The 22,833-nt window shown below is 72.0% G+C and carries 25 protein-coding genes; 13 read left to right on the forward strand and 12 right to left on the reverse strand.

The features are described from left to right. Positions 1 to 104: 104 nt before the first annotated feature. The 7 genes from ACCP09_RS03045 to ACCP09_RS03075 all read right to left on the reverse strand — a co-directional run bounded on the left by ACCP09_RS03045 (position 105) and on the right by ACCP09_RS03075 (position 8,024). Positions 105 to 920: a siderophore-interacting protein gene (locus ACCP09_RS03045; protein ID WP_027931601.1), complete on the reverse strand. Its 816-nt coding sequence runs from the start codon at positions 918 to 920 to the stop codon at positions 105 to 107. 43 nt (positions 921 to 963) lie between these two features. Then, positions 964 to 2,028 carry a vWA domain-containing protein gene (locus ACCP09_RS03050; RefSeq protein ID WP_433743021.1) on the reverse strand — a complete coding sequence of 355 codons (1,065 nt, stop codon included), beginning with the start codon at positions 2,026 to 2,028 and terminating at the stop codon, positions 964 to 966. Between the two features lie 476 nt (positions 2,029 to 2,504). Continuing rightward, positions 2,505 to 3,374 (reverse strand): AAA family ATPase, encoded by an 870-nt coding sequence (locus ACCP09_RS03055; RefSeq protein ID WP_433743023.1) that lies wholly within the window; start codon positions 3,372 to 3,374, stop codon positions 2,505 to 2,507. Next, positions 3,364 to 4,245, reverse strand: a complete 882-nt coding sequence (locus ACCP09_RS03060; protein ID WP_433743025.1) for an XdhC family protein — start codon at positions 4,243 to 4,245, stop codon at positions 3,364 to 3,366. The genes ACCP09_RS03055 and ACCP09_RS03060 overlap by 11 nt, the downstream gene beginning before the upstream one ends. Beyond that, positions 4,245 to 6,599, reverse strand: a complete 2,355-nt coding sequence (locus ACCP09_RS03065) for an aerobic carbon-monoxide dehydrogenase large subunit (RefSeq protein ID WP_433743111.1) — start codon at positions 6,597 to 6,599, stop codon at positions 4,245 to 4,247. The genes ACCP09_RS03060 and ACCP09_RS03065 overlap by 1 nt, the downstream gene beginning before the upstream one ends. Before the next feature lie 23 nt (positions 6,600 to 6,622). Continuing rightward, complete coding sequence (locus tag ACCP09_RS03070; protein WP_123683334.1) at positions 6,623 to 7,138, reverse strand: (2Fe-2S)-binding protein; 516 nt, start codon at positions 7,136 to 7,138, stop codon at positions 6,623 to 6,625. A 4-nt stretch (positions 7,139 to 7,142) separates the two neighbouring features. Then, positions 7,143 to 8,024 (reverse strand): FAD binding domain-containing protein, encoded by an 882-nt coding sequence (locus ACCP09_RS03075; RefSeq protein WP_433743027.1) that lies wholly within the window; start codon positions 8,022 to 8,024, stop codon positions 7,143 to 7,145. A 115-nt stretch (positions 8,025 to 8,139) separates the two neighbouring features. Here ACCP09_RS03075 and ACCP09_RS03080 point away from each other — a divergent pair, with 115 nt between their 5' ends. Continuing rightward, entirely contained in the window at positions 8,140 to 9,075 is a 936-nt protein-coding gene (locus tag ACCP09_RS03080) for a LysR family transcriptional regulator (RefSeq protein WP_433743029.1), read from the forward strand. 12 nt (positions 9,076 to 9,087) lie between these two features. Here ACCP09_RS03080 and ACCP09_RS03085 read toward each other — a convergent pair whose 3' ends face one another. From ACCP09_RS03085 to ACCP09_RS03095, 3 genes are all read right to left on the reverse strand, one after another. Then, entirely contained in the window at positions 9,088 to 9,975 is an 888-nt protein-coding gene (locus tag ACCP09_RS03085; RefSeq protein WP_431905760.1) for a hypothetical protein, read from the reverse strand. A gap of 11 nt (positions 9,976 to 9,986) precedes the next feature. Continuing rightward, complete coding sequence (locus ACCP09_RS03090) at positions 9,987 to 10,481, reverse strand: SigE family RNA polymerase sigma factor (RefSeq protein WP_027931609.1); 495 nt, start codon at positions 10,479 to 10,481, stop codon at positions 9,987 to 9,989. Positions 10,482 to 10,561: 80 nt separating this feature from the next. Next, on the reverse strand, positions 10,562 to 11,203 hold the full coding sequence (locus ACCP09_RS03095) for an FMN-dependent NADH-azoreductase (RefSeq protein ID WP_433743032.1): 642 nt from the start codon (positions 11,201 to 11,203) through the stop codon (positions 10,562 to 10,564). 86 nt (positions 11,204 to 11,289) lie between these two features. On the opposite strand from ACCP09_RS03095, the gene ACCP09_RS03100 reads away from it, so the two are divergent. Both ACCP09_RS03100 and ACCP09_RS03105 read left to right on the forward strand, forming a co-directional pair. Next, entirely contained in the window at positions 11,290 to 11,760 is a 471-nt protein-coding gene (locus tag ACCP09_RS03100) for a MarR family winged helix-turn-helix transcriptional regulator (RefSeq protein WP_026152969.1), read from the forward strand. Between the two features lie 75 nt (positions 11,761 to 11,835). Next, complete coding sequence (locus ACCP09_RS03105; RefSeq protein WP_431905764.1) at positions 11,836 to 12,456, forward strand: VC0807 family protein; 621 nt, start codon at positions 11,836 to 11,838, stop codon at positions 12,454 to 12,456. Here the strand turns inward: ACCP09_RS03105 and ACCP09_RS03110 are convergent. Together ACCP09_RS03110 and hemW are read right to left on the reverse strand one after the other, a co-directional pair. After that, positions 12,443 to 12,826 carry a GNAT family N-acetyltransferase gene (locus ACCP09_RS03110; protein WP_433743035.1) on the reverse strand — a complete coding sequence of 128 codons (384 nt, stop codon included), beginning with the start codon at positions 12,824 to 12,826 and terminating at the stop codon, positions 12,443 to 12,445. The genes ACCP09_RS03105 and ACCP09_RS03110 overlap by 14 nt on opposite strands. A gap of 133 nt (positions 12,827 to 12,959) precedes the next feature. Further along, on the reverse strand, positions 12,960 to 14,144 hold the full coding sequence (hemW, locus tag ACCP09_RS03115) for a radical SAM family heme chaperone HemW (protein WP_433743113.1): 1,185 nt from the start codon (positions 14,142 to 14,144) through the stop codon (positions 12,960 to 12,962). Between the two features lie 158 nt (positions 14,145 to 14,302). Between hemW and ACCP09_RS03120 the strand changes: the two genes are divergently transcribed. The 10 genes from ACCP09_RS03120 to ACCP09_RS03165 all read left to right on the forward strand — a co-directional run bounded on the left by ACCP09_RS03120 (position 14,303) and on the right by ACCP09_RS03165 (position 22,829). Further along, positions 14,303 to 14,374 carry a putative leader peptide gene (locus ACCP09_RS03120; RefSeq protein WP_354708697.1) on the forward strand — a complete coding sequence of 24 codons (72 nt, stop codon included), beginning with the start codon at positions 14,303 to 14,305 and terminating at the stop codon, positions 14,372 to 14,374. Between the two features lie 132 nt (positions 14,375 to 14,506). Further along, positions 14,507 to 16,207, forward strand: coding sequence for a nitrite/sulfite reductase (locus tag ACCP09_RS03125; RefSeq protein ID WP_433743037.1), 1,701 nt, complete (start codon positions 14,507 to 14,509; stop codon positions 16,205 to 16,207). Beyond that, positions 16,204 to 16,416, forward strand: coding sequence for an Insertion element protein (locus ACCP09_RS03130; RefSeq protein ID WP_433743039.1), 213 nt, complete (start codon positions 16,204 to 16,206; stop codon positions 16,414 to 16,416). The genes ACCP09_RS03125 and ACCP09_RS03130 overlap by 4 nt, the downstream gene beginning before the upstream one ends. After that, entirely contained in the window at positions 16,413 to 17,117 is a 705-nt protein-coding gene (locus tag ACCP09_RS03135) for a phosphoadenylyl-sulfate reductase (protein WP_020416571.1), read from the forward strand. The genes ACCP09_RS03130 and ACCP09_RS03135 overlap by 4 nt, the downstream gene beginning before the upstream one ends. Before the next feature lie 9 nt (positions 17,118 to 17,126). Then, the gene (gene cysD / locus ACCP09_RS03140) at positions 17,127 to 18,041 is read left to right on the forward strand and encodes a sulfate adenylyltransferase subunit CysD (protein ID WP_027931616.1); all 915 of its coding nucleotides are present in this window, start codon (positions 17,127 to 17,129) and stop codon (positions 18,039 to 18,041) included. Next, positions 18,041 to 19,342 carry a sulfate adenylyltransferase subunit 1 gene (locus ACCP09_RS03145; protein WP_027931617.1) on the forward strand — a complete coding sequence of 434 codons (1,302 nt, stop codon included), beginning with the start codon at positions 18,041 to 18,043 and terminating at the stop codon, positions 19,340 to 19,342. The genes cysD and ACCP09_RS03145 overlap by 1 nt, the downstream gene beginning before the upstream one ends. 81 nt (positions 19,343 to 19,423) lie before the next feature. Beyond that, a complete protein-coding gene (locus tag ACCP09_RS03150; RefSeq protein WP_123683341.1) occupies positions 19,424 to 20,428 on the forward strand; it encodes an ABC transporter substrate-binding protein in 1,005 nt (334 codons plus the stop codon). Between the two features lie 10 nt (positions 20,429 to 20,438). After that, positions 20,439 to 21,239, forward strand: a complete 801-nt coding sequence (locus ACCP09_RS03155) for an ABC transporter ATP-binding protein (RefSeq protein ID WP_123683342.1) — start codon at positions 20,439 to 20,441, stop codon at positions 21,237 to 21,239. Continuing rightward, a complete protein-coding gene (locus ACCP09_RS03160) occupies positions 21,226 to 22,113 on the forward strand; it encodes an ABC transporter permease (RefSeq protein ID WP_017981189.1) in 888 nt (295 codons plus the stop codon). Before ACCP09_RS03155 ends, ACCP09_RS03160 begins: the two co-directional genes overlap by 14 nt. Continuing rightward, positions 22,110 to 22,829: a sirohydrochlorin chelatase gene (locus tag ACCP09_RS03165; protein WP_027931620.1), complete on the forward strand. Its 720-nt coding sequence runs from the start codon at positions 22,110 to 22,112 to the stop codon at positions 22,827 to 22,829. Before ACCP09_RS03160 ends, ACCP09_RS03165 begins: the two co-directional genes overlap by 4 nt. Positions 22,830 to 22,833 lie beyond the last annotated feature (4 nt).

Genomic DNA, 22,833 nt, shown 5'->3' on the forward strand with positions numbered 1-22,833 from the left:
AGGTTCCGGCGCCGGAAAAGAGAATAGCCGACGGGCCCGGCGGCCTCGCAACCACCCGGCGTAACCGGCCCGCGCAACCCGCCACAAGCGGTCGGCGCAGCCCGTCACGAACGGCCGGCGGCCTCCTCGGCGGCGCGCTCCGCGGCCTTCTCCGCTCGCCACTCCTCGTCCGTCTTGCCCCGGCGCCAGTAGCCCGAGATCGACAGCAGGTCCTTGCGCACCCCGCGCTCGCCCAGCAGGTGCCGGCGCAGCTCCCGGACGAAACCGGCCTCGCCGTGGACGAAGGCCTGCACGGTGCCCGGCAGGAACTCCAGCGCGCGCACGGCAGCCACCAGGTCGTCCCCGGCGGACCGGTGCAGCCACTGGATCTGCGCGTCCCCCTTGGTGGCGAGCGGCTGCTCCTCCGCGGGGTCCGCCACCTCGATGAACGCCCGCACCGGCACACCGGCCGGCATCATCTCCAGCGCCACCGCGATCGCGGGCAGTGCGCTCTCGTCGCCGACCAGCAGGTGCCAGTCGGCCTCCTCGCCGGGGGCGTAGGCGCCGCCGGGGCCGGCCAGCAGCAGCTCGTCACCCGGCTGGGCGGACGCCGCCCACGGGCCGCCGAGCCCCTGGTCGCCGTGGTGCACGAAGTCCAGCGCCAGCTCGCCGGCGCGCGGGTCGTAGTAGCGCACGGTGTAGGTCCGCATCACCGGCCACTGCTCGCGCGGCATCTCGGCGCGGATGACGCCCATGTCGAACGGCGCCGGGTACTCCACGCCCTCCTGCGGGAACAGCATCTTCACATAGGCGTCGGCGAACTCGTTCGGCTGGAAATCGGCCAGCCCTGGCCCACCGGCGACAATGCGGATCATGTGCGGTGTCAGCCGCTGGGTGCGCAGCACCCGCAGCCGGACCGCCGGCCGGGACTTGCCTGCCATACGCCGCTCCTCACTCGCGTTCAGCGTCTGCGGTTAGGCTACCCTAATCCCGGCCGGAGCAACCGGCGATGGCGGTCAGCAGGTCTTCGATCGCATCCAGCCGGTGGGCGCTGACGACGGCGTCGCAGTATGGCCACGCCGCCGCCATCCCGCCGGTCGACGGCCGGAACCGCGGGCTGGCCGTGCGCGGGTTGGCCCACACGATCCGGTACGCGAGCCGCGACAGCCGGGCCATTTCGCGGCCCAGCCGCTCGGGGCTGCCGGTCTCCCACCCGTCGGACAGGACGACCACCACCGCTCCGCGCGCCATCCCCCGCGCGCCATGGGTATCCAGGAACTCGCCGAGCGAATCACCGATCTTCGTGCCGCCGGACCAGTCCGGCGCCTCCCGCCCCGCGTCGGCCAGCGCCTCGGACGGCGCACGCTGCAGCACTCGGGTCAGCCGCGTGAGACGCGTCGCGAACGTGAACACCTCGGCCCGCGCGCCACCCGCGGCGCACACCAGCAGCTGCAGCAGGGCCCGCGCATAGGGCTCCATCGACCCCGAGATGTCGCACAGCACGACGAGCTTCCGCGGCTTCTCGCGCGACACCCAGCGCCGCAACCGGACCGGCTCGCCCCCGGTCCGCCGGGCCACGCGCAACGTCTCCCGCAGGTCGGCGCGGCGCCCACCGGGCGAAACCCGCTTCCGCCGCGACCGCCGCAGCGGGGTCGCCAGCCGGAACTCGCTCATCGCGGCCCGCAGCAACGCCAGCTCCGCGGGTTCGAGCGTGCCGAAGTCGCGGGTCGCCAACCGGTCGACTGCGCTGCCCGCCGTGGGCGCCCGCACCTCCCGGGACGGACCGGTCGATTCCCCAGCGCTGAAGGCCCCGCCGGCGCCGACGTCGGGCGCGTCGAAAACGGCGGCGAACACGCTGGCCAGGACCTGCGCGTCGGCCGGGGACGAGGTGAGGGTTGCCAGGGCGCACAGATACAGCTCGCGCGTCCGCTGCGGCGACACGAGCATCACCGCCTGGGCGAAGCGGGCAGCCCGGTCCGCGCCGACCGCCAGGCCGGCGGACCGCAGCCGCTCGCACAGCCGCGCCGCCAGCTCGGCCAGGTCACTCATCCGGCACCACCGGCGGTCTCAGCACCGGCCACCTCCGCGACACGCTCCAGCACGCGGCGGGGAGGCCTACTCACCGTCCACCTCCACCAGCCACTCCACCGCCACCGCGCCCGCCGGACATAGCCGCCGCCGGTACCGAGGACAACGCCCGCGCGGTCCTCTCCGCACGGCAGCACCACGCCGAACATCCGCACCACCAGGCCGGGACTCACTCACCAACCACCTCCACCAGCCACTCCACCACCACGCCCCACCGGACACGACCACCGCCAGCACCGAGGACAACACCCGCCCGGTCCTCTCCACACGGCAACACCACGCCGAACATCCGCACCACCGCGCCGGGACTCACTCACCAACCACCTCCACCAGCCATGCCCGCCGGACATGACCGCCGCCGGCACCGACGACAACGCCCGCCCGGTCCTCTCCACACGGCAACACCGCGCCGAACATCCGCACCACCGCGCCGGGACTCACTCACCGACCACCTCCGCCAGCCGCTCGACCGCCACCGCGCGGTCCTCTTCGTACTTGAGCACCGCGCTGAGCGTCCGCTCCACCGCCGGGCCGTCCAGCGCGGCCACACCGAGCACCTGCAGCGCCGAGGCCCACGAGATCGCCTCCGCGACCCCGGGCGGCTTGTAGAGCCCGAACCCGCGCATCCGGCCCACCGCCCGCGCCACAAGCTCGGCGAGCCAGTCCGCCACGCCCGGCACCCGCAACCGGATGATGGCCGCCACCTGCGCCACCTCCGGGTGCGCGATCCAGTGGTACAGGCACCGCCGCTTGAGGGCATCGTGCAGTTCGCGGGTCCGGTTGGAGGTCAGCACGACCACCGGCGGCACCACCGCGCGGCGCGTCCCCAGCTCCGGGATCGTCACCGCCGACTCGGCCAGCAGTTCGAGCAGGAACGCCTCGAACTCGTCGTCGGCGCGGTCGACCTCGTCGATCAGCAGCACCGCCGGGCGCGGTCCGGGGTGCGTGATCGCCGCCAGCAGCGGCCGCGCCAGCAGGTAGTCGTCGGCGAAGAGGTCCGCCTCCGCCAGCGACTCGCCCCGCGACTCGGCCAGCCGGATCCCGAGCAGCTGGCGCGGGTAGTTCCACTCGTACAGCGCGTCCGAAGAGGACAGTCCCTCGTAGCACTGCAACCGGATCAACGGCGTGTCCATGGCCGCCGCCAGCGACTTGGCCGCCTGGGTCTTGCCGACGCCGGGCTCACCTTCGAGCAGGATCGGCTGCCGCATCCGGACCGCGAGGAACAGGGCGGTGGCCAGTGCGTCGTCGGTGAGGTACCCGGCGGCGCCAAGGCGCTCGGCGAGATCGCCGACCGTCTCAGGCGTCACCGGTGTACCTGCCCGGCTCGTCGGCGAACGCGTGACGGCACCCGGTCCCGCAGAAGTAGTACCGCCGCCCGCCGTAGGGCAGCTGCACCGCCTCCGGCGTGATCGCGACGCTCATGCCGCACACCGGGTCGACCGCCTCGGCGGCCACCTCGACGTCCTCGGCCGGGCGCCGCGGCGGGTGCGGGCGGGTCGCGATCAGCTCCGCGTACACCGACACCGCGACCTCGGCCGGCGTCCGCGCCCCGATCGGCAGGCCGGCCGGGGTGTGGATGCGGCCGGGCTCGGACAGCCCCAGCCTCTCCAGCACCGCCGCGCCGCGCTTCTCGCTGGCGATCAGCCCGATGTAGGCCACGTCCGCCCGCACCGCCGCCTCCAGCACGCGCTCCTCGTCCCGGCCGTGCGACGCCACGATCACCGCGAACGTGTCGTCGGACAGCTCGGCGCCCACCCGCGTTTCGTAGCCGAGCACGCGGCCGACCGACGCCAGCGCCCGCGCGATCGGCCCGTCGCCGTGGATCGCCACCAGCGGCGGCGGCATCTGCGCGTCGAGGAAGATCTCCAGCTCGCCGCCGGACAGGCACGGGTTCCTGACCGTCACTACCCCCTCCTCGACCTGCTCGCCCGCGCCGGGCTGGATCCGCAGCAGAGCCGACTCGCCGGTCAGCAAGAGCCGGATCCCCTGCTGCCGCACGGTCGACTCGGCGCAGGACCCGCCGACGAAACCCTCGATGGTCCCGTCGGCGAGCACCAGCGCGCAGTCGCCGGGTTTCGCGCTGGTGGGGCGTTGCGCCCGCACCACCGTCGCCAGCACGAACGGCGTCCGGCCCGCACGCAGGGACTCCGCGTGCGCCCGCAACTCCTGCCCGTTCATCACGTGATCGCCAAATCTGTCCGGAGTGGACGGTTCTGCATCGCGCGCCACACGGCTGCCGGGGTCAGCGGCATGTCCGCGTGCCGCACCCCGTACGGTTTGAGCGCGTCGAGCACCGCGTTGACCACAGCCGCGGGCGAGCCGACGGTCGCGGACTCGCCGATGCCCTTGGCGCCGATGGGGTGGTGCGGCGACGGGGTGACCGTCTCGCCCAGCTCCCACGACGGGCACTCCATCGACGTCGGGATCAGGTAGTCCATGAACGACCCGCCGAGGTGGTTGCCGTCCTCGTCGAACGCCATCACCTGCATCAGCGCCATCCCGATGCCCTCCGCCAGCCCGCCGTGCACCTGGCCCTCGACGATCGTCGGGTTGATCCGGACGCCGCAGTCGTCGACCGCGACGAACCGGCGCACCTTCACCTGCCCGGTCTCCCGGTCGACGTCGACGACGCAGATGTAGGCGCCGAACGGGTAGGTCAGGTTCGGCGGGTTGTAGACGCAGGTCGCGTCCAGGTGCCCCTCGACGCCGTCGGGCAGTTCCAGGTCGGAGTGCGCGGCCAGCGCGATCTCCTGGATGGTCTTGCCGGAGTCCGGGTCCCCTTGGACGAACCAGCGGCCCTTCTCCCACTCCAGGTCGTCCGGGCTCACCTCCAGCATGGCCGAGGCGACGATCTTGGCCCGCTCGCGCACCCGCCGCGCCACCACCGCGGTCGCCCCGCCGGACACCGGCGTCGACCGGGACCCGTAGGTGCCGAGGCCGAACGGCGTCTGGTCGGTGTCGCCGTGCACGACCTCGATGTCGTCCGGCGAGATACCCAGCTCCTCGGCCACGATCTGCGCGAACGTCGTCTCGTGCCCCTGACCCTGGCTCTGGCAGGACAGCCGCAGCACGGCCTTGCCGGTCGGGTGCACGCGCAGCTCGGCGCCGTCGGCCATGCCCAGCCCGAGGATGTCCATGTGCTTGCGCGGCCCGGCGCCAACGGCCTCGGTGAAGAAGCTGATGCCGATGCCCATCAGCGGACCGTCCCCGCTCACCGCGCGCCGCTTCTGCTCCTCCCGCAGTTCCGCGTAGCCGGCGATGTCCATCGCCTGGCTCAGCGCGCGCGGGTAGTCGCCGGAGTCGTACTCCCAGCCGGTCTTGCTGACGTACGGGAACTGCTCCGGCCTGAGCAGGTTGCGCATCCGCAGCTCCGCCGGGTCCATCCCGAGGTCGTAGGCCAGCACGTCGACCAGCCGCTCGACCAGGTAGACCGCTTCGGTGATGCGGAACGAGCACGCGTAGGCGACACCACCGGGCGCCTTGTTGGTGTAGACGCCGGTGACCGCGCAGTGCGCCGCCTCGATGTCGTAGGAACCGGTGAAGACGCTGAAGAACCCGGCGGGGAACTTCGTCGGCTGCGCGGTGCCGTTGAACGCGCCGTGGTCGGCGAGCACCTTGACGCGCACCCCGAGGATCTTCCCGTCGCTGGTGGCCGCGATCTCGCCGTGCATGTGGTAGTCGCGGGCGAAGGACGTGCTCATCAGGTTCTCCGAGCGGTCCTCCATCCACTTCACCGGTTTGCCGGTGACGATCGAGCCGACCACCGCGCACACGTAACCCGGGTAGATGCCGACCTTGTTGCCGAACCCGCCGCCGATGTCCGGCGAGATGACCCGGATCTTGTGCTCGGGCAGGCCGGCCACCAGCGCGTACAGGGTGCGGTGCGCGTGCGGCGCCTGCGTGGTCGTCCACACAGTGAGCTTCCCGGTGACGGGGTCCATGTGGGCCACCGCGCCGCAGGTCTCCATCGGCGCCGGGTGCACCCGCGGGTACAGCATGTCCTGCGCGGACACCACGTCGGCGCGGGCGAACACCTCGTCGGTGCGCGCGGCGTCGCCTGCTTCCCAGTCGAAGATGTGGTTGTCCCGCTTGCCGTCGATGTCGGTGCGGATCACCGGCGCGTCCGGCTCCAGCGCGCGGCGGGCGTCGACGACGGGCGGCAGCGCCTCGTATTCGACGTCGATCAGCTCCAGCGCGTCGCGGGCGGCGTAGCGGTCGTCGGCGACGACGAAGGCGACCTCCTGGCCCTGGAACCGCACCTTGTCGGTGGCCAGCACGGCCTGCACGTCGTGCGAGAGCGTCGGCATCCAGGCGAGGTTCAGCCCCTCCAGGGTCTGGCCGGTGATGACGGCCTTCACCTTCGGGTGTGCCTCCGCCGCGCTCGTGTCGATGGACACGATGCGCGCATGGGCGTGCGGGCTGCGCAGCACCGCGCCGTGCAGCATCCCGGGCAGGTTCACGTCGTCGACGTACTGCCCGTGACCGCGGATGAACCGGGCGTCCTCCTTGCGGTGCATACGCCCGAACCCCATCGGGGTGTGTTTCTCGGTGGTGGTCACGCGGACACCTCCGTACTGTCCACGGTGCTCTCCTCGGGGACCGCCGCGGCGGCGGTGTCGTGCTCGGCGGCCCACCGGATGGACTTGACGATGTTCTCGTAGCCGGTGCACCGGCACAGCTGGCCGGAAATCGCCTCGCGGATGTCCTCTTCGGACGGATCCGGCTGGTGGTCGAGCAGCCAGCGCGCGGTCAGCATCATGCCCGGCGTGCAGAACCCGCACTGCAGGCCGTGGCATTCGGTGAAGCCCTGCTGCACCGGGTCCAGCCCGGTGGAGTCGCCGAGCCCCTCGACGGTGCGCACGCGGCGGCCATCGGCCATCACCGCGAGCACCGTGCACGACTTGACCGGCGTCTCGTCCAGCCACACCACGCACGCGCCGCAGTTGGACGTGTCGCAACCCCAGTGCGTGCCGGTCAGGCCCAGCTCGTCGCGCAGGAAGTGCACGAGCAGCAGGCGAGGTTCGACGTCCCGCGTGTGCTGCTGCCCGTTGACGGTAACCGTGATCTCCATGTCTTCAGGCCTCCTGGCGGTGGTTGCCGTGCCAACGGGTGCGGGCCCGGCGCAGCGCGCGGACGGTGAGGACCTCCGCGAGGTGACGCTTGTAGTCGACGGGACCGCGCTGGTCCGGAACCGGTTCGCAGTGCCGGGCGGCGATCCGGCCCGCCTCGGCGAAGCGCTCGTCCACGGCCGGCCCGCCGAGCAGGTACTCCTCGGCCTCCGGCGCGTGGAAGTTCGGCGCACCCAGCGCGGTGAGTCCGATGCCGACCGAAACCAGTTGCGTGCCTTCGATCCGCAGCTCCGCACCGGCCGCGGCGACCGCCCAGTCCCCCGCCCTGCGCTCGACCTTTTCGTAGGCCGACGCGGACGAGGAGATCGGCACGCGCAGCTGCACGAGCATTTCGTTGTCCCCCACCACGGTCTGGTAAGGACCGGTGAAGAACTCACGGACCGGCACGACCCGGCGCCCGCCGGGTCCTTCGATCACCGCCTCGCCGCGCACCGCGGCGAACGCGGCCGACAGGTCCTCCGACGGATCGGCCTGGCACAGCGAACCGCCGACCGTTCCGCGGTTGCGCACCACGGGATCGGCGATCACCCGCTCGGCGTCGTGGAAGATCGGGAAGTGCTCCCCCACGACCGCCGAGGACAGCAGATCGGCGTGACGCACCATGGCGCCGACGCACAAAGTGCTGTCCTCGACGCTGATCCGGGCCAATTCGGACAGCTCGTTGATGTCGATGAGCGCCTGCGGCTGGGCCAGGCGCAGCTTCATCATCGGAATGAGACTGTGCCCGCCCGCCACGATCCGGCTCTCCGGACCGAACTTCGTCAGCAGACTCAGCGCGTGGGCCACGCTCGTGGCTCGTTCGTACTGGAACTGCGCAGGTACTTGCATGCGCCCTCCCCGGGCATGGATTTTCGGCACAGGGTGCACCCGGTGGGGGAAACCGACAATGGCCGATTAAGGGATCACTTATGTAGGCTGTTCAAGTGATTCGGACCGGTGTGAGATGACGCTCGGTCAGCTGAGCGCCTTCGTCCTCGTGGCCCGGCTCGGCTCGGTGACCGACGCGGCCCGGACCCTCGGCGTCAGCGAACCAGCGGTGTCGCAGGCACTCGCCGCGTTGCGGCAGCACCACGGCGACAAGCTGATCGTGCGCACTGCCAACGGGATGACGCTGACGCCGGGCGGCAGCCGCCTGCTGCCGATCGCCACACAGATGGTAGCCCTCGGGGCGGATGCCGATGCCGCCGTTCGGGAGGCCAATGGCGTAGCCGAACGGATGCACGTCGTGGTCACGAGCACGATCGCGGAGTTCGTCGCGGATCCGTTGCTCGAAGCGTTCATGCGCCGAACGGGCCAGTCGGTGGACGCCTCGGCGGGGCTGGCCCAGGTGGCGGAAATGCCGGTGCTGGTCACGAACCGGCTCGCCGACGCCGCGCTCGGGCCGCGCCTGGAGGGCGATGTGGCGAGCGAGCCGGTGTTCCGGTGCAACATCGTCGCCGTTGCGGCGCCTGGGTTCCGGCCCCGCGGCGGGCCTGCGCAGTGGCCGTGGCTGGTGGACCCGTCCGGCGCGGATCCGGGCAGCGGGACGGCACAACTGTTGCGCCGCATGGCCGTTCCGGAATCCGCCATCCGCGTCTTCCCCAACCAGACGGCGGCGTGGTCGGCGGCGGCCAACGGCAGCGGGGTGTCGCTCGCCTTCGAGCACCTGGTGGCGCCGCAGCGGCGCAGGCAGGAACTGGTCGTGCTGCCGACGCCCGTCACCCCGCGAACGGAGTACTGGCACCTGACCACGTTGCCGCACAACCGGTGTTCCACCGCGGCGAACGCGCTGCGGCACTTCCTGGGCACCCCGGCGGCGATGCAGGTGATGCGCGCACCGGGCGCCGGGGTGCCGCCGTCCCGCTTCCGGCCACCGGTCTACGTGACCATCTGGAGCTGACGGCGGCCCCGGTCAGCCGGCGACCGCGGACGCCGCGATCGCCTCCACCACCGCCTGCTCGCCGTCCTCCGTGTCGACCATCAGAACCGTTCCGCCGTCGAGGATGCGGCGCACCGTCTTGACCGTGATCAGCGGAGCAGGCGCGCTCGTCGACGTCGTGGCCCTGGTCGTGGTGGCGGGCACGGGGCCGGCCACGGAGACGCTGTAGCACCGCCCGTCCGGCCGGGCCGGCGACTGCGTCTGCACCTCGGGCGGGCACAGCGTCAGGTACTCGTACTCCGTCCCGCCGCTCCACTGCCGAACCGTCAGGTCCGCCGGCGCGCGGAGGCTGCGCAGCATCGAGTGCACCGGCGTCGGCACGAGGCGGACCGACCGCGCGATCCGCAGCACGCTGATGTCCGGGATCTGCCAGGCCTTGGTCAGCACCGAGACCACCCGGTCCGGCGCGATGCGGACCTTCGCCTGTGTCCCCCCGCCGGCCAGGTCCGTCACGATGCCCGACTCCCCGACCTGGCGGTCCGGGTAGTCGCTGACGCTGATCTCCAGGTAGTTGCCGGACGAGCCGTTGTACCGGCCGCTCGCGAAGCTGCCGGAGACGGTCCAGGTGCTGAGCTCGAACCCGGACGGCAGGTCGCCGACCGTGAACGGCAACGCGGGCGCGGGCAACGGGAGGTCGGCCGCCCCCGCGGCGGCCTCGATCGACTCCGGCTCGTCCGACGGCCGCAGCACGGTCATCCCGGCGGCGACCCCGGCGATCACCACCGCCACCGCGGCCGCCGCGCCGGCGATCCGCCGCTGGGCGCGCCTGCGCCGGATCCGGCCGTGCGCCCCGGCGAGCACCGCGTCCGGATCGGGGGCGAGCGCCTCCCGGGTCTTCAGCGCTTCCCGCAGATTCCGCATTTCGGACATGGTCAGGCCACCTCCATCTCGGCGCCCAGGCGGACCCGCAGCACGGACAGGCCGCGGGAGATGTGACTGCGCACGGTGCCCACCGCGCAGCCGAGTACCGACGCGATCTCGTCGTCGTCGCGGTCCTCGTAGAACCGCAGCACGATGGCGGCCTGCTGCGACCGGCTCAGCCCCGACAGCAGCTCCTTCAGCTGCGCGCCGTCAGCGATCCGGCCGGCCGGGTCGGCGGCGTGCGGCTCGCGGAACCACGCCGGGTCCGCCACCGTCCGCACCGCGCGCTGGTACCAGCGGCGCCGCCACGACAGGTGCCCGTTGACGACCATCTTCCGCAGGTACAGGTCGGGCCGGTCGGTCTCGGCGACCCGGGCCCACTTCTCGTGGGCCCGCACCAGCGCCTCCTGCACGAGGTCCTGGGCCAGGTCCGGATCCCCGGTCAGGACCGCCGCGAACCGCACCAGCCCCGGCAGCTGCTCGCGGGCGAAATCGTCGAAGTGCACGAAGAGCAGATGCTCGCACCACGGGTGGCCGTTGCACCCGGACCGCACTTTTTCCCGGAAGTGCGGTCCGGGTCACACGATCAGGCCGCGGCCGGCACCCACAGGGCGTCGATCTCCTTCTCCGCGGTGGCGAGGCTCTGCTCGAACAGCGGGATCAGATCGGCCATGGCCGGGTTGTGCGGCGCGAGGGTCAGCTCGGCGGCGATCACGCGCGGTTCGAGACCGGTCAGGGACAGCCCGTGCGGCAGCCACGGCTCGGCGTGGTCCCAGCCCTCGCGCGGGGTGCCCGGGCCGTAGCCGCCGCCACGGCTGGCCAGCACGATGAACTCGCGGTCGCCGAGCAGCCCCCGCGCGGTCTCCGGGTCGAACGCCAGGCCGGGGACGATCAGGTGGTCGACCCACGCCTTGACCTCGCTCGGCGGGCCGTAGTTGTAGAGCGGCAGGCCCAGCACGACGGTGTCGGCCGCCTTGATCTCGCTGATCAGCTCCTGCATGCGCGCCCAGGCCGCGGCCTGGGCTTCGGTGTGCTGCGCGGGCGGAACCGTCCGTGCCGTGTTGCCTGCCTCGCCGAGGTGCGGAACCGGGTTCCGGGCGAGGTCGCGGTAGGTGACGGCGCCGTCCGGGTGCGCGGCCCGCCAGGCCGCCGCCGCACGAGCGGTCAGCCTGCGGCTGACGGACTCCTCGCCGCGGATGCTCGAGTCGATGTGCAGTAGGTGCGCCATTGGTGGTTTGCCCTTCAAGATTGATTTGTGTTACGCAAACTATCTATAGCACACCGATAGGCGCTTCGGTTGGGTAAAGTGACGAGGTGGCCTCCCTGCCGGTTGTGAACCAGCCCGCGCACCGGGTCGGCGCGTTGATCGACCACCTGGCGCGCCGGCTGCGGCTGCGCTCGGAAACCGTGCTGGAGCCACTGGGGCTGCGGCCGCGGCACCTGCTGGCCCTGACCCTGGTGCGGGACCGGGACGGGATCTCGCAGCAGACGCTGGCGAGCACGCTGGAGATGGACGGGACGAACGTCGTCGGCCTGCTCAACGACCTGGAGCGCGAGCAGCTGGTCGAGCGGCGGCGCTCGCCGGAGGACCGCAGGCGGCACACGGTCTCGCTGACCGAGGCCGGGGCGAAGACGCTGGCGAAGGCGGAGTTCGCGCTGGCGGCGGTGGAGGACGAGGTGTTCTGCGCGCTCGACACCGACCAGCGCGAGACGCTCTACCGGCTGCTGCAGACCGCGAGCAACGGCGAGCAGCCGATCTGCACCGAGACCATCCCCGACTGCTGACCCCCGACCAAGGTCGGAGCCGGTGTAGCCGCAAGCCCGACGCGCGTGGCGGGCTGCACCCGGGACCATCGGCAGGTGATCAACCACGTCCGTTCCGTGGTGCTGGACGTTGCCGCACCGCTCGCCCTCTTCTACGGACTCCGCTCGGCCACCGGCGACACGACGGCGCTCGTGGTGAGCATGGCGCCGCCCGCGCTCAACGCGGTCCTGACCGCGGTCCGGCAACGCCGGCTGGACGCGCTGGCGGTCGCGGTGCTCGCCGGCACTGCGCTCGGCGCCGTCGCGGCGCTGCTCGGCGGCGGCCCACGCGAACTGCTCGCGCGCGGCGCCTGGTTCAGCGCGCCGGCCGGGCTGTGGACGCTCGCGACGCTGTTCCGGCGTCAACCGCTCACCTTCGAGGTGACCAGGACCCTGCTGCCGCACCGCGCGACGCTGATGGACCGCCTGTGGGCCACCGATGGACGGTTCCGGGCGGCCTGGCGGGCCATCACGATCTGCTGGGGCGGCGCGGCGCTCGCCGACAGCGCCCTGCGGATCGTGATGGCCTACACGCTGCCGGTCGCGGTGGTCCCCGCGCTCGACAGTGTGCTGACGATCGTGACGATCGTCGTCCTCCAGCTGCCGACCCACCTGCTGCTGCGGCGCTCCGGCCACTGGCGCAGCCTGTTCGGCCGCCCGGCCGCTACGACCGGCTGAAGCGGAGCACCTCACCCTCGTCGGCGACGAGCGTGAACCCGGCCGCTTCGAGCACTCGCACCGAAGCCGGGTTGGAACGCTCGACCTGGGCGGACACGCTACGCACGTCCGGCGAGGTGAGCGCGAACCCGGTCAGCGCGACGGTGGCCTCCGCGGCGTACCGCCGCCCGTGGCGGCTCGGCACGATGCCGTAGCCGATCTCCACGACGCCGTCCTCAGGCGGCCAGAACAGGCCGATCGAACCCACGACGAGCCGGGTGGCCCGCTCGACGACGAAGTCACCGGCCCAGTCCGGGCGGCGATCGCCGGCGCGGACGGCGGCGGCCTCCGCCCCGGTCCACGGTCGCAGCAGAAGACGATCAGTGGTCAAGAACAAGGAGAACTCCGGGTGAGAGAGAACGGGCAGGCGAAGGACGGCCGCTGACAGCCATATCCCTCGACCTCCCGAAGTCACCAGGTGCCGCGAAGCTAGGCGCACGGCGATGGTCTCCGCGAACGAATATTCAGGGAGCGAGCCGCCGCACGAGGCCGTCGGCCAGCAGGCGTCCACGGAAGGTCAGCACGCACCGCTGCTTGTCGGCGAGTGCGGCGGCGTCCAGCAGCCCCTCGGCGACCGCGGCCTCGGCCTCCCGCGCCCCGTCGGCGGTCAGCGCGGACACCGGCAGCCCCTCGGCGAGCCGCAGCTCCAGCATGATCCGCTCGAAGGCCTGCTCCTCGGGCGTCAGCACCTCGCGGTCCGCCTCCGGGGACCCGCCGTCGGCCAGCGCCGCGGCGTAGCGCGCCGGGTGCTTCACGTTCCACCAGCGCACCCCGCCGACGTGGCTGTGCGCGCCCGGCCCCGCGCCCCACCAGTCGCCGCCCCGCCAGTAGCCCAGGTTGTGCCGGCACGCGGCCGCCTCCGAGGCCGCCCAGTTCGACACCTCGTACCAGCTCAGCCCGGCCGCCGACAGCACCGAGTCGATCAGCTCGTAGTCTGCCGCCAGCACGTCCTCGTCCGGCGCGGGCAGCTCACCGCGCCGCACCCGCCGGGCCAGCGCGGTGCCGTCCTCGACGATCAGCGAGTACGCCGACACGTGGTCGACCCCGGCCTCCAGCACCGCGTCGAGCGAGGAGCGCAGGTCCGCGGTCCGCTCCCCCGGCGTGCCGTAGATGACGTCGAGGTTCACGTGCTCGAACCCCGCGGCCCTCGCCTCCTTCGCGGCGGCCACCGGGCGGCCCGGCGTATGCGTGCGGTCCAGGATCTTCAGCACGTGCGAGGCCGCCGACTGCATCCCCAGCGAGATCCGCGTGTACCCAGCCTCGCGAAGCCCGGAAAAGAACTCCGGCGACGTCGACTCCGGGTTGGACTCGGTGGTCACCTCGGCCCCCGGCGCCAGCCCGAACGACTCGCGCACCGCGTCCAGCACGGCGGCCAGCCCGGAGGCGCCCAGCAGCGACGGGGTGCCGCCGCCGACGAAGACCGTCTCGGCCGCCGGCGCGTTGCCCAGCGCCCGCGCGCCGAGGTCCAGCTCGCGCCGCAACCCCTCCAGCCACGACTCGGGCGACGCGCTCGTGCCCAGCTCACCGGCGGTATAGGTGTTGAAGTCGCAGTAGCCGCAGCGCGTCGCGCAGAAGGGCACGTGCACGTACACGCCGAAGGGCCGCGTCCCCAGCCCGGCCAGCGCGTGCTCCGGCAGTGCGAACGCCACCGGGGCGGAAGTCTCACTCACGCTTCCCAGTGTCCCTGATCCACTCCGCGCGACAGTCTGCCGGAGATTTTTTCAGCGTGATGCGTATCCCAGCATGCGGAGCGGGCTGGACCACATCGTGAGCAGCGTGGCACGCTGATGCGGTGACTTATGCCGGAGTGCTCCTCGTGGTGCGTCGCCACGTCGACTTCCGGCGTGTCGCCAGCGCCCTGTGCCGCGAGACGAACTGACGCCGCCACCGCCACCCAGCTAGGACCAGCGGGCGCCGTCACGCCGCGGACTGCCAAACCCCCACCACGGGCTTTGACCAGGGCATTTCCGTGTGCGCGGCGCCTTCGCGAGAGCCCCGGAAGGACTCGAACATGGCTTCGCCGACGCGCGACAACCCCGCCGCCGCCCGAACCCCGCGCGCCCGGCAGCGTCGTGGTGAGGGCCAGTGGGCCCTCGGCTACCGGGAGCCGCTGAACCCGAACGAGCGCTCGAAGAAGGACGACCACCCGCTCAACGTTCGATCGCGGATCGAAAACATCTACGCGCGCGGCGGCTTCGACTCGATCGATCCGGGCGACCTCCGCGGCCGGTTCCGCTGGTACGGCCTCTACACCCAGCGCAAGCCCGGGATCGACGGCGGCCGCACCGCGACGCTGGAGCCGGAGGAGCTGGACGACGAGTTCTTCATGCTCCGCGTCCGCATCGACGGTGGCGCCCTGACCACCGAGCAGCTCGCGGTCATCGGCGAGATCTCGCAGACCTACGCCCGCGACAGCGCGGACATCACCGACCGGCAGAACGTCCAGTACCACTGGATCCGGATCGAGGACATGCCGACGATCTGGGAGAAGCTGGAGGGCGTCGGCCTGACCACGATGACCGCGTGCGGCGACAGCCCGCGCGTCATGCTCGGCTCCCCGGTCGCGGGGATCGCCGAGGACGAGATCATCGACGGCACCCCGGCGCTCGACGAGATCAAGCGCCGCTACCTGGGCAAGCCGGAGTACGCGAACCTGCCGCGCAAGTTCAAGACCGCGGTGTCCGGCCTGCCGGACGTGGCTCACGAGATCCACGACGTCGCCTTCGTCGGCGTGCGGCACCCCGAGCACGGTCCCGGCTTCGACGTGCAGGTCGGCGGCGGCCTGTCCACCAACCCGATGATCGCCCAGCGGCTGGGCGCGTGGGTGCCGCTCGACGAGGTGCCCGAGGTCTGGGAAGGCGTCATCAGCATCTTCCGCGACTACGGCTACCGCCGGCTGCGCTCGCGGGCCCGGTTGAAGTTCCTGGTCAAGGACTGGGGCGCGCAAAAGTTCCGCCAGGTGCTGGAGGACGAGTACCTGAAGCGCAAGCTGATCGACGGCCCCGCGCCCGAGGCGCCCGCCGTGCAGCACGACCACGTGGGCGTGCACCGGCAGAAGGACGGCAAGTTCTACGTCGGCGCCGCGCCGATCGGCGGCCGGGTGTCCGGCTCGACGCTGATCAAGGTGGCGAAGGCCGCCGAGCGCGCCGGCTCGAACCGCGTGCGGCTCACCCCGCTGCAGAAGCTGCTGGTGCTCGACGTCGCCGAGGAGGACGTGCCCGGCCTGCAGGCGGAACTGGCCGAGCTGGGCCTGCCCACGAACCCGAGCCCGTGGCGGCGCGGCGTGATGGCCTGCACCGGCATCGAGTTCTGCAAGCTCGCGATCGTGGAGACCAAGCAGCGCGCCAAGGACCTGGTGACCGCGCTCGAGGAGCGGCTGGCCGACATCCAGGACCAGGTGGAGAACCCGGTCACGGTGCACATCAACGGCTGCCCGAACTCGTGCGCCCGCATCCAGACCGCGGACATCGGCCTCAAGGGCCAGATCGTGACCGACGACGACGGCAACCAGGTCGAGGGCTTCCAGGTGCACCTGGGCGGCGGGCTGGGCCTGGACGCCGGGTTCGGCCGGAAGCTGCGCGGCCACAAGGTGACCGGCGACGAGCTGATCGGCTACGTCGAGCGGGTCGTGCGCAACTACCTGGGCCAGCGGGAAGAGGGCGAGCGCTTCGCGCAGTGGGTGGCCCGCGCCGACGAGGCCGATCTCCGATGACGGCACAGGAACGAGCGACGCCGTTCCACTGCCCCTACTGCGGGGACGAAGACCTCCGACCTCAGGAAGACACAGCGGCGCGCAGCGCCACCCTTGAGGGTGGCGGTGGGCGACGGGAGGGCGAGGGCGCCTGGCTTTGCGGCGCGTGCCGCCGCGTCTTCACCGTCAAGTTCATCGGGCTGCGCTTTCCGGAAGGAGCGAGCAAGTGACCACCGCGACGAGGACCGAAGAACTGAAGGCACTGGCGGAGAAGGCGTCCGCCGAACTGGCCGACGCGACCGCGCTGGAGGCCCTGCGCTGGACCGCGGAGACCTTCGGCGACGACTTCATCGTCGCCTCCAACATGCAGGACGCGGTGCTCATCGACCTCGCCACCAAGGTGAAGTCCGATGTGGACATCCTGTTCCTGGAGACCGGCTACCACTTCGCCGAGACGATCGGCACCAGGGACGCGGTCGCGACCGTGTACCCGGACGTGAAGATCGTGAACGCGGCCGCCGAGCAGACCGTGGCGCAGCAGGACGCCGAGTACGGCCCCAAGCTGCACGAGCGGGACCCGAACCTGTGCTGCCACCTGCGCAAGGTGGTGCCGCTGCGCAAGACGCTGTCGAACTACTCCGCGTGGGTCACCGGCGTGCGCCGCGTGGACGCCCCGACGCGGGCGAACACCCCGATCGTCACCTGGGACGACCGCAACGGCCTTGTCAAGGTCAACCCGATCGCGCCGTGGACCGACGACGAGTTCAACGCCTACATCGACGAGCACGGCATCCTGCAGAACCCGCTGGTCGGCGAGGGCTACCTGTCGATCGGCTGCGCGCCGTGCACCGCGAAGGTGGCGCCGGGCGCCGATCCGCGCAGCGGCCGCTGGGCAGGCAAGTCCAAGACCGAGTGCGGCCTGCACGCGTAGGGAGAGGAAATGACGACAGCCGCGACCGACGCCGCGACCGACAACCTGGCGGCACTGGAATCCGAAGCCATCCACATCTTCCGGGAGGTGGCGGGCGAGTTCGACCGGCCGGTGATCCTGTTCTCCGGCGGCAAGGACTCGACCCTGCTGCTGCACCTGGCGATCAAGGCGTTCTGGCCGGCGCCGGTGCCGTTCCCGCTTCTGCACGTGGACACCGGGCACAACTTCGACGAGGTCATCGCGTTCCGCGACCACGTCGTGGCGAAGTACGGCCTGCGGCTGATCGTCGCGAACGTGCAGGACTGGATCGACGACGGCCGCCTCACCGAGCGTCCCGACGGCACCCGCAACCCGCTGCAGACGCAGCCGTTGCTGGACACCATCACCGAGCACAAGTTCGACGCGGTGTTCGGCGGCGGGCGCCGCGACGAGGAGCGCGCCCGGGCCAAGGAACGGATCTTCAGCCTGCGCAACGCGTTCGGGCAGTGGGACCCGCGACGGCAGCGTCCCGAATTGTGGAACCTGTACAACGGACGGCACCGTCCGGGGGAACATGTGCGGGTGTTCCCGCTCTCCAACTGGACCGAAGCCGATGTGTGGAACTACATCGCGCGCGAGAAGGTGGAGCTGCCCTCGATCTACTACGCCCACCAGCGCAAGGTCTACAAGCGCGACGGCATGTGGCTGACCGAGGGACCGTGGGGCGGTCCGCGTGACGGCGAAGAGGTGAAGGAGCTGACGGTGCGGTACCGCACGGTCGGTGACGGCTCGTGCACCGGCGCCGTGGAATCCACAGCGTCGACGGTCGAGGAAGTGATCGCCGAGGTGATGGCGAGCCGGCTCACCGAGCGCGGCGCCACCCGGGCCGACGACCGCCTGTCGGAGGCCGCCATGGAGGACCGCAAGCGGGAGGGGTACTTCTGATGAGCTCGTTGCTGCGGCTCGCCACAGCCGGGAGCGTCGACGACGGCAAGTCGACGCTCGTCGGCCGTCTGCTCTACGACACCAAGTCGGTCCTGGCCGACCAGCTGGACGCGGTCACCCGCGCCAGCGTCGACCGCGGTCTGTCCACTCCGGACCTGTCGCTGCTCGTCGACGGCCTGCGCTCGGAGCGTGAGCAGGGCATCACGATCGACGTGGCCTACCGCTACTTCGCGACGCCGAAGCGCTCGTTCGTGCTCGCCGACACCCCCGGCCACGTGCAGTACACCCGCAACACCGTCACCGGCGCCTCCACGGCGCAGCTGGCCGTGCTGTTGGTGGACGCGCGCAAGGGCGTCATCGAGCAGACCCGCCGCCACGCCGCGGTGCTCGCCCTGCTCGGCGTGCCGCGCCTGGTGCTCGCGGTGAACAAGGTCGACCTGGTCGACTACGACGAGGAAACCTTCCGGGTCATCGCGAAGGAGTTCACCGACCACGCCACGTCGCTGGGTTACGCCGAAGGATCGGTGCTGGCGATCCCGGTGTCCGCACTGGTGGGTGACAACGTGGTGGAGCGCTCGGCGCACACGCCGTGGTACTCCGGCCCGACGTTGCTGGAGCACCTGGAGACCGTGCCGGTCGCGCCCGACCCGCACGACGCGCCGTTCCGCTTCCCGGTGCAGTACGTGATCCGGCCGCGCACGCCCGAGTACCCGGACTACCGCGGCTACGCGGGCCAGGTCGCGGCGGGCACGGTGCGCCCCGGCGACGAGGTCGTGGTGCTGCCAGCGGGCCTGCGCACGACGGTCGAGCGGATCGACACGCCGGACGGCGAGCTGGCCGAGGCCGCCGCTGGCCGCTCGGTGACACTGGTGCTGGCCGACGACCTGGACATCGCGCGCGGTGACGTGATCGCGGCGGCGGGTTCGGCCCCGGTCGCGACCGACGAGCTGGACGCCACGCTGGCCTGGCTGTCGGAGAAGCCGCTGCGGCCGGGCGCCCGCGTGCTGGTCAAGCACGGCGCGCGCACGGTGCAGGCGTTCGTCGACGAGCTGGTCTCCCGCTTCGACGAGCAGAAGCTGTCCACTGTGGACTACCCGGAGACGCTGCAGCTCAACGAGATCGGTCGTGCGAAGGTCCGCGTCGCGGAGCCGCTGCCGGTCGACGAGTACGAGGTCAGCAGGCGCACCGGCGCCTTCCTGGTGATCGACCCGGCCGACGGCACCACGCTGGCGGCCGGGATGGTCGGTGCGCCGCTTCCCGTGCTGCGCAGCGACCGGGACGTGGTCTCCCCCGGCCCGTAACTCCCCATCCCCCAACCGAAAGGTCCGTCCGTGAAAACTCGTGTTCTGGCTCTGGCAGCAGTGGCGTTGTCCGCATTGGCAGTGGTGACCGGGTGTTCACGGGCGGACCGATCGGAGGATTCGGCGACGGCGACCGATCAGGGCCCGGCGGCCGAGGTGCGGCTCGGGTACTTCCCGAACGTCACGCACGCGTCGGCGCTGATCGGGCTCGACCAGAACCTGTTCGCGCAGCACCTCGGGAACACCAAGCTGGTGCCGACCAAGTTCAACGCCGGCCCCGAGGAGGTCAACGCGCTCCTCGGCGGTTCGCTGGACATCGGGTTCATCGGCTCCGGCCCGGCGATCAACGCCTACGCCCAGTCCGGCGGCGAGGCCGTGCGGCTGATCGCGGGCGCCACCTCGGGCGGCGCGCAGCTGGTCGTGCAGCCGTCGATCAACACGCCGCAGGACCTGCAGGGCAAGACCGTGGCGTCGCCGCAGCTGGGCAACACGCAGGACGTGTCGCTGAAGAAGTGGATCGCCGACCAGAAGCTGAGCGACGTCAAGGTCCAGAACATCGACAACGCGCTGACGCTCGACCAGTTCAAGTCCGGCGCGATCCAGGCCGCGTGGCTGCCCGAGCCGTGGGCGTCCCGCCTGGTGCTGGAGGCCGGCGCGAAGGTCCTGGTCGACGAGAAGGACCTCTGGCCGGGCGGGCAGTTCCCGACCACCGTGCTGATCGTGCGCACCCAGTTCCTGAAGGAGCACCCGGCGACCGTGACCGCGATCCTGCAGGGCCTGCTCGACGCGAACACGCTCGCCGCGTCCGACCCGGCGAAGGCGAAGACCGCGGTGAACAACCAGCTGCAGCAGCTCACCGGCAAGGCGCTCGGGGCCGCGACGCTGGACCGCGCGTGGCAGGGCATCCAGCTCACCACCGACCCGCTGGCCGGGCAGTTCCCGCAGCTCGCCCAGGACCAGGTGACCGCAGGGGTGAAGGACAAGGCCCCGGACGTCGCCGGGTTCGCCGACCTGACCCTGCTCAACACGGTGCTCGCCCAGGCCGGGAAGCCGGCCGTCAGCGCGTCCGGCCTGGACAAGAAGTAGGAGGCTGTTCATGACCGCCACGCTGGGACGCCCGCCGGTGGAGCCCGCGACCGGGCACGCCGTGCGGTTGTCCGGGGTGCACAAGAGCTTCGGGCAGGGTCGCGACGCCGTGACCGCGCTCGCCGGGGTCGACCTCGACGTCGCGCCGGGCGAGTTCGTCTGCCTGCTCGGCGCCTCGGGCTGCGGCAAGACCACCCTGCTGAACCTGATCGCGAACCTGGATCGGCCGAGCGCGGGTGAGATCGAGCTGACCACGTCCCGGCCGGCGGTCATGTTCCAGGAGGCGGCGCTCATGCCGTGGCTGACCGCCGCGGCGAACGTCGAGCTGCCGCTGAAGCTGGCCGGCATGGGCCGCACCGAGCGCAAGACCCGCACCGGCGAGCTGCTGGAGCTGGTGCGGCTGTCCGGGGCGGGCGCCAAGCGGCCGCACGAGCTGTCCGGTGGCATGCGCCAGCGCGTGGCGCTCGCCCGCGCGCTGGCCTCGGCCACCCACACCGAGGACGGCGAGGAACGGCCGTCGCTGCTGCTGATGGACGAGCCGTTCTCCGCGCTCGACGCCATCACGCGCGACGTGCTGCAGGCCGAGCTGCTGCGCATCTGGGAGGCGACCGGCACCGCGGTGGTGTTCGTGACCCACGACGTGCGCGAAGCGGTCCGGCTCGGGCAGCGAGTGGTGCTGCTGTCGTCACGGCCGGGCAAGGTCGTGCAGCAGTGGCGCGTCGACGGCCTGGCCGGGCAGGACGAGGTGAACGCGGTGGACGTGATCAACCGCCGCCTGCGTGAGGTGATCAGCAGCCATGCCGCCGCTTGAGGGCTCGACCACCGAACCGGACGCCGCGGCGGTCGAGGCGGGTCTGGACGCGCTCGACACGCCCGTCCGGCCTGCCGCGAAGAAGGGCGGCTGGGGCCGGTTCGTCCGGTCGGTGCTGCCGCCGGTGGTGTTCCTGGTCCTGGTGATCGCGGTCTGGCAGGCGTTGTGGGCGGCCGCGTTCTGGCCGGAGTACCAACTGCCCTCGCCGCTCGCGGTGTGGAACGAGCTGTGGGCCCGGTTCACCAGCGGGGACGCCTTCGGGTTCGTGTGGACGTCGGTGCACCGCGCGGTGCTCGGGTTCCTCGTCGCCATCCTGATCGCGACGCCGCTCGGGTTGCTGGTCGCGAAGGTCAAGCTCGTGCGGGCCGGGATCGGGCCGTTCCTGTCCGGTCTGCAGAGCCTGCCGTCGGTGGCCTGGGTGCCTGCCGCGGTGCTGTGGTTCGGTGTGGAGCCGGCCGCGATGTACGTGGTGCTGCTGCTGGGCAGCGTGCCGTCGATCGCGAACGGCCTGGTGGCGGGCATCGACCAGATCCCGCCGATCCTGCCGCGCGTCGGCAAGGTGATGGGCGCGGGACGGCTGGCGACCGCGCGGCACATCCTGCTGCCCGCGGCGCTGCCCGGCTACCTCGCCGGGTTGAAGCAGGGCTGGGCGTTCTCGTGGCGGTCGCTGATGGCGGCGGAGATCATCGCGACATCGCCGTTGCTGGGCAAGGGCTTGGGCGCTTACCTGGACGACGGCCGGTTCCTCAACGACATGTCGACCGTGATCGCGGCGATCTTCCTGATCCTGCTGGTCGGCGTCGGCATCGAACTGCTGGTGTTCCGGCCGCTGGAGCGGGCCGTGCTGCGGGCGCGCGGGCTGGGGTCGCTGTGATCCCACTGGTCGCCGTCGCGCACGGGAGCCGGGACCCGCGGTCCGCGGCGACCGTGCGGGCGCTGGTGGACCGGATCGCCGCCGCGGCGCCGGAGCTGGACGTGCGGGTGTCGTTCCTGGACCTGTCCGAGCCGCTGGTGACGGACGTGCTGCGGGACCTGGTCGCGGAGGGGCACCGGGAGGCGGTCGTGGTGCCGCTGCTGCTGGGCAGCGCCTTCCACGCGCGGGTCGACCTGCCCGCGCTGGTGGCGGAGGTGCCCGCGCTGCGGGTGACGATCGCCGACGTGCTGGGCGCGGACCTGGAGCCGGTGGCGTTCGACCGGCTGGCGGCGGTGGCGGACGTGTCCGATCCCGGGCTGGGCGTGGTGCTGGCCGCGGTCGGTTCGTCGCGCGCCGCGGCGAACGAAGCGGTCGCGGCATTGGCCCGGCGGTGGCAGTCCCGGCACGGTTTCCGGGCGGTGGCGGCGTTCGCGAGCGCCGCGAAGCCGGATGTGCCCGCGGCGGTGGCGAAGCTGCGGGCCCGTGGGGCGTCGCGGATCGCGGTGGCGTCGTGGTTCCTCGCGCCCGGGTTGCTGCCCGACCGGATCGCCGCGCTGGCGCGGGAGGCCGAGCCGTCGGTGGTGCTGGCGGACTGCCTGGCCGGTGATCCGCGGGTGGTGTCGCTGGTGTTGGAGCGGTACGCCACCGCGTTGGCCGGTGCCGCCCGGTCGGCCTGACCCG

Source organism: Amycolatopsis sp. 3B14 (assembly GCF_050958625.1).
GTDB lineage: Bacteria > Actinomycetota > Actinomycetes > Mycobacteriales > Pseudonocardiaceae > Amycolatopsis_E > Amycolatopsis_E thermoflava.